This is a genomic window from Streptomyces glaucescens (genome assembly GCF_002154375.1).
GTDB classification, from domain to species: Bacteria; Actinomycetota; Actinomycetes; order Streptomycetales; family Streptomycetaceae; genus Streptomyces; species Streptomyces glaucescens.
Map to the genome: position 1 here is coordinate 20,546 of NZ_MUND01000351.1, position 8,316 is coordinate 28,861.

General features: G+C 69.4%; 8 protein-coding genes. 5 read left to right on the forward strand and 3 right to left on the reverse strand.

All coding sequences use genetic code 11. The features are described from left to right. Positions 1-55 precede the first annotated feature (55 nt). Both CCN42_RS22775 and CCN42_RS22780 read right to left on the reverse strand, forming a co-directional pair. A complete protein-coding gene (locus CCN42_RS22775; protein WP_086738328.1) occupies positions 56-1,159 on the reverse strand; it encodes an NAD(P)H-dependent flavin oxidoreductase in 1,104 nt (367 codons plus the stop codon). After that, positions 1,156-1,770, reverse strand: coding sequence for a flavodoxin family protein (locus CCN42_RS22780; protein ID WP_086738331.1), 615 nt, complete (start codon positions 1,768-1,770; stop codon positions 1,156-1,158). Before CCN42_RS22780 ends, CCN42_RS22775 begins: the two co-directional genes overlap by 4 nt. A gap of 115 nt (positions 1,771-1,885) precedes the next feature. Between CCN42_RS22780 and CCN42_RS22785 the strand changes: the two genes are divergently transcribed. The 5 genes from CCN42_RS22785 to CCN42_RS22810 all read left to right on the forward strand — a co-directional run bounded on the left by CCN42_RS22785 (position 1,886) and on the right by CCN42_RS22810 (position 7,196). Further along, on the forward strand, positions 1,886-2,536 hold the full coding sequence (locus CCN42_RS22785; RefSeq protein WP_086738334.1) for a TetR/AcrR family transcriptional regulator: 651 nt from the start codon (positions 1,886-1,888) through the stop codon (positions 2,534-2,536). Between the two features lie 1,218 nt (positions 2,537-3,754). Then, positions 3,755-5,485, forward strand: a complete 1,731-nt coding sequence (locus tag CCN42_RS22795; protein WP_086738347.1) for a S8 family serine peptidase — start codon at positions 3,755-3,757, stop codon at positions 5,483-5,485. A 105-nt stretch (positions 5,486-5,590) separates the two neighbouring features. Beyond that, positions 5,591-6,511, forward strand: a complete 921-nt coding sequence (locus CCN42_RS22800; protein ID WP_245877423.1) for an SLC13 family permease — start codon at positions 5,591-5,593, stop codon at positions 6,509-6,511. Positions 6,512-6,545: 34 nt separating this feature from the next. After that, on the forward strand, positions 6,546-7,016 hold the full coding sequence (locus CCN42_RS22805; protein ID WP_086738339.1) for a cupin domain-containing protein: 471 nt from the start codon (positions 6,546-6,548) through the stop codon (positions 7,014-7,016). Positions 7,017-7,037: 21 nt separating this feature from the next. After that, the gene (locus CCN42_RS22810; protein ID WP_086738342.1) at positions 7,038-7,196 is read left to right on the forward strand and encodes an antibiotic biosynthesis monooxygenase; all 159 of its coding nucleotides are present in this window, start codon (positions 7,038-7,040) and stop codon (positions 7,194-7,196) included. 98 nt (positions 7,197-7,294) lie between these two features. On the opposite strand, the gene CCN42_RS43805 is transcribed toward CCN42_RS22810, so the two are convergent. Beyond that, entirely contained in the window at positions 7,295-7,804 is a 510-nt protein-coding gene (locus tag CCN42_RS43805; protein WP_245877424.1) for a hypothetical protein, read from the reverse strand. Positions 7,805-8,316: the final 512 nt, after the last annotated feature.

Below are 8,316 nucleotides of genomic sequence, written 5' to 3' on the forward strand. Positions count from 1 at the left end.
ACTCGGACTGGCACTCGATCAAGGCGACACCGGCCGCACTCCGCGACGGGCTCCTTCAGCGGGCGCAAGCTGGTCCGAAGGGAACGCCCGGAGGCGGGAGCTCCTTCACCAAGTAGGCGATGTAGTCCGTTGCGCTCAGGTCATCGTCGGCCAGCGCCGCCGCCTGTCCGGCCCACAGGTTCATGTACTCCGGCCTCCCCTGGGCGGCCGCTGCCCGTCGGATGGGCTGCATCAGGGCGTTCTGGATGGGGTATGGGGGCACGGCGTCCTCGTACGCCGCCATGTCTTGAACGAAACGGTTGGGTATGCCGCGGGCGGTGCGGCCGGAGAAGAGCCGGGTGAGGACAGTCGTACGGGCCGTTGGGGTCCCGAGCTGACGCTTGTGGGCGTCACTCGCGCCGGATTCCCGGGTGGCGAGGAACGCGGTGCCGATCTGCACGGCGTCGGCGCCGAGGGTGAGAGCTGCTCGGATGCCGCGGCCGTCGGCGATGCCGCCCGCGGCGATGACGGGCACGGTCACGGCGTCGGCGACCTGCGGCACCAGCGAGAAGGTGCCCACCAGCGACTCCCGTATGGGCGCGAGGAAGGCCCCGCGGTGCCCGCCGGCGTCGCTGCCCGAGGCCACGATCGCGTCGAGGCCCGCGTCGTCGAGGGCGACGGCCTCGTCCACAGTCGTCGCCGTACCGATCAAGGTGATGCCCCGGCGGTGTGCCTCGTCGATGATACGGCGAGGCGGGATGCCCATGACGAAGCTGATGGCCGGTGGCGCGGCGGCGAGGAGCGCGTCGACCTGGTCGTCGAAGGCCGGCAGGGCTTCGACGACCTCGTGGGTGGGGGCGGCGGCGCCGAGTTCGTCGTAGAAGGGACGGAGCCGCTCGGTGTGGGCGGTGAGTGCGATGTTGTCCGGCAGTGCGGAGCGCTCGCCCTCAAGGGGCACCCAGAGGTTCACGGCGAACGGCCGGCTCGTGGCGGCTGTGAGTTCGGTGACGAGTCCGGTGATCGCATCAGGGGTGAGGATGTGCGCGCCGTATGAACCGAGGCCACCGCTCTCGCTGACCGCGGCGGCAAGGGCGACGGAGGAAAGCCCGCCGCCGAAGGGGCCCTGAACGATGGGGTGGTCGATGCCCAGCAGATCGCCGAGTCGGCCCGGGCCGCTCATGCGGTCATCGCCAGGGCAGCGGCCTCGCGGCCGTGGGCGAACTGGAGTGCGGTGCGGGCGACGCGGGCGCCGAGGTGGTGGGCGGTGCGCAGGTCGGAGTCGGTGGGGGCTTGGTCGGGGCCCAGATCGGAGGAGGACTGAGCCATGGCGCCGACGAAGCCGCCGAGACGGTTGAGGTCGTCCGGGCTGCCGGTGGAGGTGTAGGCCCAGCCGGGGAGCAGGCCGAGCGAGACCCATGTCATGCCGTGCTGCGCGGCGAGGACGGCCAGGGAAAGCAGAGCGTTGTCCTTGTTGCCGTTGATGCCGGCTGAGTTGGTGAAGCCGGCCGCGAGCTTGCCCTGCCAGCCCTGCTCGGTCCATACCTTGCCGCTGGCCTCGGCAAACCGCTGAAAGACGGCGGAGGTGGACCCCATGTAGGTGGGCGAGCCGAAGATGATCGCGTCAGCTGTCTCAAGAGCCGCCCAGAGACTGTCGTCCAGAGTGGTGACGTCTCGCAGATCGGCGCGCACGCCGGGGAGCGAGTCGACGCCGGCCGCGACGGCGGCAGCTTGGCGCCCGGTGTGGCCGTAGCCGCTGTGATGAGCAATGACGATGGAAAGTGGCGCGGGCATGGATGGTCCTTCGTTCTCTGCGATGCGGTGTGCGGATCAACATCCACACTAGACGACCGGTCAACTATCAGCCAGCCGGACCAGTCTGATAGTTGACCGCACGTATACTCGCCTCATGGGTCGCACCAGTACGGCACGCGAGCGCCTCATTGACGCCACCGGTGAACTAATGCGGAGCCGCAGCTACAGCAGCCTCGGTGTCGCTGAAATTTGCGCCAAGGCAGAGGTGAAGAAGGGCAGCTTCTACCACTTCTTCGAATCCAAGCAGGCCTTGACGATCGAGACCGTCAACGCCTACTGGGAGGCCGAGCGCGGCTGTTGGACCGCCGAGCTGGCCGCCACCGGACCCGCTCTCGACCGCCTGCGGCGGCTATTGGACACCATGGCGCAGCTTCAGCGCCGGATGAAGGAGACCTCGGGAACAGTCGAGGGCTGCCTCCTCGGCAACCTCACACTGGAGCTGTCCACCCAGGAGCCCGCCGTGCGGGCCCGCCTGGAAGAGGTCTTCGACGAACAGATCGCACTCGTCGTCGGGACCCTCAACGACGCCGCCGACGAGGGAACCATCCCCCGCGAGCGAGCCACAGCGACCACCGCGCGAGCCGTAGTCGCCCACCTCGAAGGACTGGTCATGTTCGCCAAGGTCAAGAACGACCCCACTGTCCTCGACGAGTTGTGGCCGCACGCGCTGCTGCTGCTCGGAGCCGCAGATCACCCGGTGGATGCCCGCACGCCCAACTCACAGCCGACCGCTCAGCTCGAGTAGTAGGGCAGGGGGCTGGCAGACAACTCGGGGGTGGCACCTGCCCGCCTCGCGGGTGATGACTCGCAGGGGGGCGAATCTCTCGAAAAACCATGGATACGGCCCAGCCGGTCGCAGCGCACCGGATGACATAAGCGGTCACGACGTGGGTCATGGGCTCGAACAGCCGCAGCCACACCATCTTCGCCTCTGGAGGCAGTGTTCCTCAGGGACGTGCCTCATCGCCGAGAAGGGTAATCGCGCAGCGACGCGTCCGCCGATCAGTTCGCGCTCCACCCCGAAGCCGTGGAAGACGTCCATGGCGATCTCCAATCGTGTTACCCGGTCCTGCCGGCGCCCGCAGCCTCGTCGCATCAGGGCGCCCCGCAGTGGATCGCCAGTGCGGTCGACGTCGTCCCAGTGGGTGCGCATTACGTGCTGAGCTTCGCGAGTGACAAGCCGCCCGTCGCGGCCGATCTCCACGCGCTTGAACTGGAGCACCGTGTGCAGCCCAGCGCCCTTCGGCGCCTCCAGCTCAGCGGAGCAGTGCCTTGAGCGGCGAATCGGGCCGATGCGGGCCCTCACGGCCGGGCCACCGGGTGTTCGGCCGACCTGCGCGGACGGAGCAGCCGGATCAAGGCGTGCTCCGTGAGTCCGAGGTTTCCTCCAGCGTGTTCACCGCGGGCGCGGGCGAACGGGCACGCAGGGCGTCGATCTCAGCCACGCGGCCATGGTTTCGAACACGTTCCCATTCCGTGGCGCGCAGGAGGCTTCCTCGGGCAGCAAGTCCCGTCTCGGGCGGTCGCGCAGTGTGCGGAAAACTGCCTTCAGCGCGTTGATGAGGCATTTCGTGTTGCTTCCGACCTTGCTCACTAGGGCCGTCGGAGCGGCCCCGGGGAATTTTTGCGTATCCGTAGCCGACACCCCCCGGATGGTGGGCGGCCCGGGAACACCCGTAGGTTCCAGCCACCGGTTCGACGGGTGCTGATCGCGGGGAGTTCACCGAGACCACGCCTGGTGCCCCGGTCGTGCCACCCGCGTCCCCCACCAGGCCGTCACCTCTCCCCTGGCTCCACTTTTCGTACGGTCTGACGCGGACGGCACGCATTGTCATGAGCAAACCATTTCGCCGCGCACCCACCCCGGTGCCGGATCGCGAAAGGCAGCCCCACCTTGAACGGTTCCACACGCCTGCGCATATCCCTGCTGGGGGTGACGACGGCCGCGCTCCTCGGCGCGGGCATGACCCCGGTCATCGCGGCGCCGAGCGCCCCGCCCACCGACCCGGCGGGAACGAAGGCCGCCGAGACGCCCGTCGAGCGCCTCATCGTCGGGTACGTGAAGAAGGCCCAAGAGGCCAAGTCCGACGCCGAGGCGAAGAAGGACGCCAGGTCCAAGGGCAGGAAGGCCGGCGAGGACCTCGCCTTCGAGCGCCGGCTGGGCACCGGCGCCGCGCTCGTCGACCTCGGGGACGAGCTGAAAGGCAGCTCGCTCCAGGACGTCATCGACGCCTTCGAGGCCGACCCGGACGTCGCGTACGTCGACCGGGACACCCGCATGTACGCAATGGCCGGCCCCAACGACACGTCCTACCCCAGCCAGTGGGACTTCTTCGAGGCGACCGCGGGCATGAACATCCAGAACGCCTGGGCCGGCGGCGCCACCGGGCGGGGCGTCAACATCGCCGTCATCGACACCGGCTACGTCTACCACTCCGACCTCGACGCCAACATCATGGCGGGGTACGACTTCATCTCCGACCCGTGGGTCGCACGGGACGGCGGCGGCCGGGACGGCAACCCCCTGGACGAGGGTGACTGGACCCTCGAGAACGAGTGCTCCTCAGGTTCCCGGACGAGCGATTCCTCGTGGCACGGCACGCACGTTGTCGGCACCGTCGCCGCCGTCGCGAACAACGGCAAGGGCGTCGCCGGTGTCGCGTACAACGCGAAGGTGCAGCCCGTGCGCGTCCTCGGCCGCTGCGGCGGCAGCACCGCCGACATAGCCGACGCCATCGTGTGGGCATCCGGCGGCTCCGTCCCCGGCGTGCCCGCCAACCCCACCCCGGCCGACGTCATCAACCTCAGCCTCGGCGGCTCCGGCGCCTGCCAGACCGTGACCCAGAACGCCATCAACGGTGCCGTGGGCCGTGGCACGACCGTCGTCGTCGCCGCCGGCAACAGCAACGTCAACGCCTCCAACTTCACCCCGGCCAACTGCGGCAACGTCGTCACCGTCGCGGCGAGCGACCGCGAAGGCAACCGCGCGAGCTACTCCAGCTACGGCTCGGTCGTCGACATCACGGCTCCCGGCGGTGAGACCGCCGTCAGCGCGGCCAACGGCATCCTCTCCACGGTGAACAGCAGCACCACCACGCCCAGTTCCGAGACCTACCGGGCCTACCAGGGCACCAGCATGGCCGCGCCGCACGTCGCCGGCCTCGCCGCACTGATGTACGAGAAGAACCCGGCCGTCACCCCGGCCCAGGCCGAGTCCCTGATCAAGAACAACGCCCGTACCCTGCCCGGCACCTGTTCCGGCGGCTGCGGCTTCGGCCTCGCGGACGCCGCGCGCACACTAAGCGCGATGGGCGGCGGCACCACGCCGGACCCGGACCCCGCCGAGCAGGTCTTCACCAACCCCGACAACTGGTCCATCCCCGATGGGGACGGCCGCTACGTCTACTCGAATATCGTCGTGACCGGCATCAGCGGCTACGCCCCCTCGGACCTCAAGGTCTCGGTGGACATCAAGCACACCTACCGCGGTGACCTGAAGATCGAGCTGGTCGCGCCGAACGGCACCGTCCGCCTGCTGAAGAGCGCCAGCTCCTCAGACAGCGCCGACAACGTCCTGGCCACCTACACGGTCAGCGCCTCCTCGTCCCCGGCGTCCGGCACCTGGCAGCTGCGGGTGACCGACCTGTACTCGGGCGACACCGGTTACATCGACTCCTGGAGCCTGGCCTTCTGACGGGCACTGCCACGGCCTCCAGGTGATCAGGGGCGGCGTGCCGACGTCAGCAGACCGTCGGCACGCCGCCCCCGCAGTGTCTCGCCAGAGCAAAACGATGCCAGGGTGACCGCCGCTTCGATGGCCCTCACCAGCCTGGCCATCATCGCCGTCGCCTACTGGCTCGGGCTGCGCGAGCGCCACAAGATCGAGCCGGAGAAGCTCGCCGCCTACAAGCTGGAGATCGCCTCCGGCGAGGCCTTCGAGCCGGTCAAGGCGGACTGGCGCATGTGGTTCAACGCCGCCCTCACCCTGCCGCTGATGGTGCTGCTGATTCTCGAGGTCGCCGACCTGCTCGTGCTGTTCATGGTGGCGTTCGTCATCGCCCTGCTCGTCAACATCCGTTCCATCGGCGACCAGCAGGACCTCATCAAACGCCAGGCCGCCAACGCCGTCCCCGTGATGATCCTCGTGCTGGCCGCGGGCGTCTTCACCGGCATCATGACCGACTCCGGCATGATCAAAGCCATGGCCGACGCGGCCCTCGCCGTCGTCCCCGACGGCTGGGGCAACGTCATCCCGCTGTTCACCGCCATCCTCGCCCTGCCGCTCGGCTTCTTCATGTCGAACGACGCCTACTGGTTCGGCGTCGTGCCCGTCCTCGCGGAATCCGCCGCGCACTACGGGATCCCCGCCAATGAGATCGCCCGCGCCGGAGGCATCGGCCAGGTCCTCCACATGATGGGCCCCACCAGCGCCCCCTGTGGGTGCTACTGGGACTGGTCAAGGCCGAACTCGGCGACTTCCAGAGGCACGCCCTGCGCTGGGGCGTCCTTGTCTCCGCCGCTTACATCCTGTTCGCCGTGGTCACCGGCGCCATCAGCGTCACCTGAGCGGCACGCGACGCCGCGGAGGTTCCCAGTGCCCGGTGGGCCGTACGGCGTCTCGTTGCGGCCCGCCGGGTGCAGGCCTATCGGTGCGGCCGGCCGGGCGCCGAGACTCGTCATCCCGAGGACGGTCCGGGCGGTGGCCGCAACGACCGCATGAGCGCTCCCCTTGTCCCACTCCTCATGGAGGCTCCGTGAACCACCCCACCGACGAGCCCTGCTTCGTCTCCTTCCCGCCCGCCGTCCTGCGCCCGGCCGAACTGACCTCCTTCAGTCGCGGCGGTGGCGCCCGCACCATCCCCCTGGTCACCCGGGCCGTCGGCGCCGAGGTCTTCCTCACCGGGCAGACCCTCTTCGAGGGCGGCGCCGGTATCGCCCTGCACACTCACAACTGCCCCGAGAGCGTGACCATCCTCGAAGGCGAAGCGTTCGTGGAGATCGACGGCACCGAACACCACCTCACCCGGTTCGACACCACCTACGTCCCCGTCGGCACCCCCCACCGCTTCCGCAACGCCTCCGCCACCGAACCCATGCGCATCCTCTGGATCTACGCCTCGGTCGACGCCACCCGCACCCTCGTCGAGTCGGGCATCACCACGCGCGTCGACGCCGAGCAAGGCCAGGCCACCGCCGAGAGCTACGACTACGACCGAGACGGCTGACACAGGAGCAGGAACACCGCTGTGATCACCGAGATCGCCCAGATCAAGATCCACTCGGGCCACGAGAAGCAGTTCGAGAGCGCCGTCGCCGAGGCCGTGTCCCTCTTTCTCTCCGACGATGGTTGCCATGGGATCCTGGTCCACGCCGCCACCGACCGCGGCGCCCAGGCTGTCTCATAGGCCAGCAGATGGCGAGCACGCTCACCACCGCAGCACGCTGACCGCTCAACGAGGCCGTCTCCCTGACGCGGCAGGAAGGCCAGCAGGGTATCTCCTACCTACGGCCGCACTGTCGGCGAGGCCGAGGATCTGGTGGTGGGGCGGGACCCACGGTCGCGGGCTTCTGTCCGCTGGACTGCGGCAGCCAGCAAACATGTGATCCGGCGGGCGAAGTCGGGGCCAGGGACGGGGAGGTCGATCTCCGGCTCGCAGACATACCCGCTGCGGGAGGAACTTCGCCCCGCACCGCTTGCACACCGGGCGCCGGGCTCCCGCTCAGCGGCCCGGCGCTGCTCCTCGTCCGCATCGGCGCGGGCGGCCTGGCGGCGGTAGAGGGCGTCGCCGTCGGGGTTGTCGAGCGCGGCGGTCAGCGTCTGCTCGCCCGTCCGTCCCAGCCGCCGCCACACCGCCGCGTCCGCGCCGTGTTGCTGGAGCTGTTCCAGGGTGGTGACGAGGACGGGCACGGCCTGGCCGTATTCGAGGGCGGTGATCCCCCGGTGGTGGGTGTCGTACCGGCGGGGTGCCCCGTAGCGGCTGGTACCGAACTGCTCGATCAGAGTGTTCTCCATCTGCCGACTGGTCTCGCCCAGCGAGGCGCCCTGGCGGCGGGCGTTGCGGCAAGCGGCCACCGCGACGTTCGCAGTGATCCCGACAGTGATGTCCTGATGGCGTCGAGACGCCCAAGTGGAGGGTGCTGACGGCCCCGACGTAGTCGAAGCTGTCACCACCGACGGCGGGCGGTCGGGAAGGTGCTGCCGTCGCCGATCTCGAATGCCGTGCCAACCTCCGCCAGGCTCTCGGCACCTGGGGCCCCCGTCCCTCGACCCACCGTTGCCACCGGCCGCCCCAAGGTCACACCCCGATCCCGGCACCTGCCGCGCACGCCACCGCGCGACGAATCCCTCGCCTTGCACGCCGAGCTGTGCCCGGCACTTTGCGGACACCGCTGCTCAGGCGCAACACCCCCGGCCACGGGCCCGGCCATGCCAGGCCACACAGCGCGCATCCGTCTTCGCTGCCTCCACAGCCGGGCGTGACAGCCTTCGATCGATAAAGGCGCGAGGCGGGCAGGTAACCCGGG

Coding starts and splice junctions, on each gene's coding strand:
- CCN42_RS22795 (WP_086738347.1), top strand. CDS start 3,755: ATGACCCCGGTCATCGCGGCGCCGAGCGCCCCGCCCACCGACCCGGCG.
- CCN42_RS22780 (WP_086738331.1), bottom strand. CDS start 1,770: ATGCCCGCGCCACTTTCCATCGTCATTGCTCATCACAGCGGCTACGGC.
- CCN42_RS22775 (WP_086738328.1), bottom strand. CDS start 1,159: ATGAGCGGCCCGGGCCGACTCGGCGATCTGCTGGGCATCGACCACCCC.
- CCN42_RS43805 (WP_245877424.1), bottom strand. CDS start 7,804: ATGGAGAACACTCTGATCGAGCAGTTCGGTACCAGCCGCTACGGGGCA.
- CCN42_RS22785 (WP_086738334.1), top strand. CDS start 1,886: ATGGGTCGCACCAGTACGGCACGCGAGCGCCTCATTGACGCCACCGGT.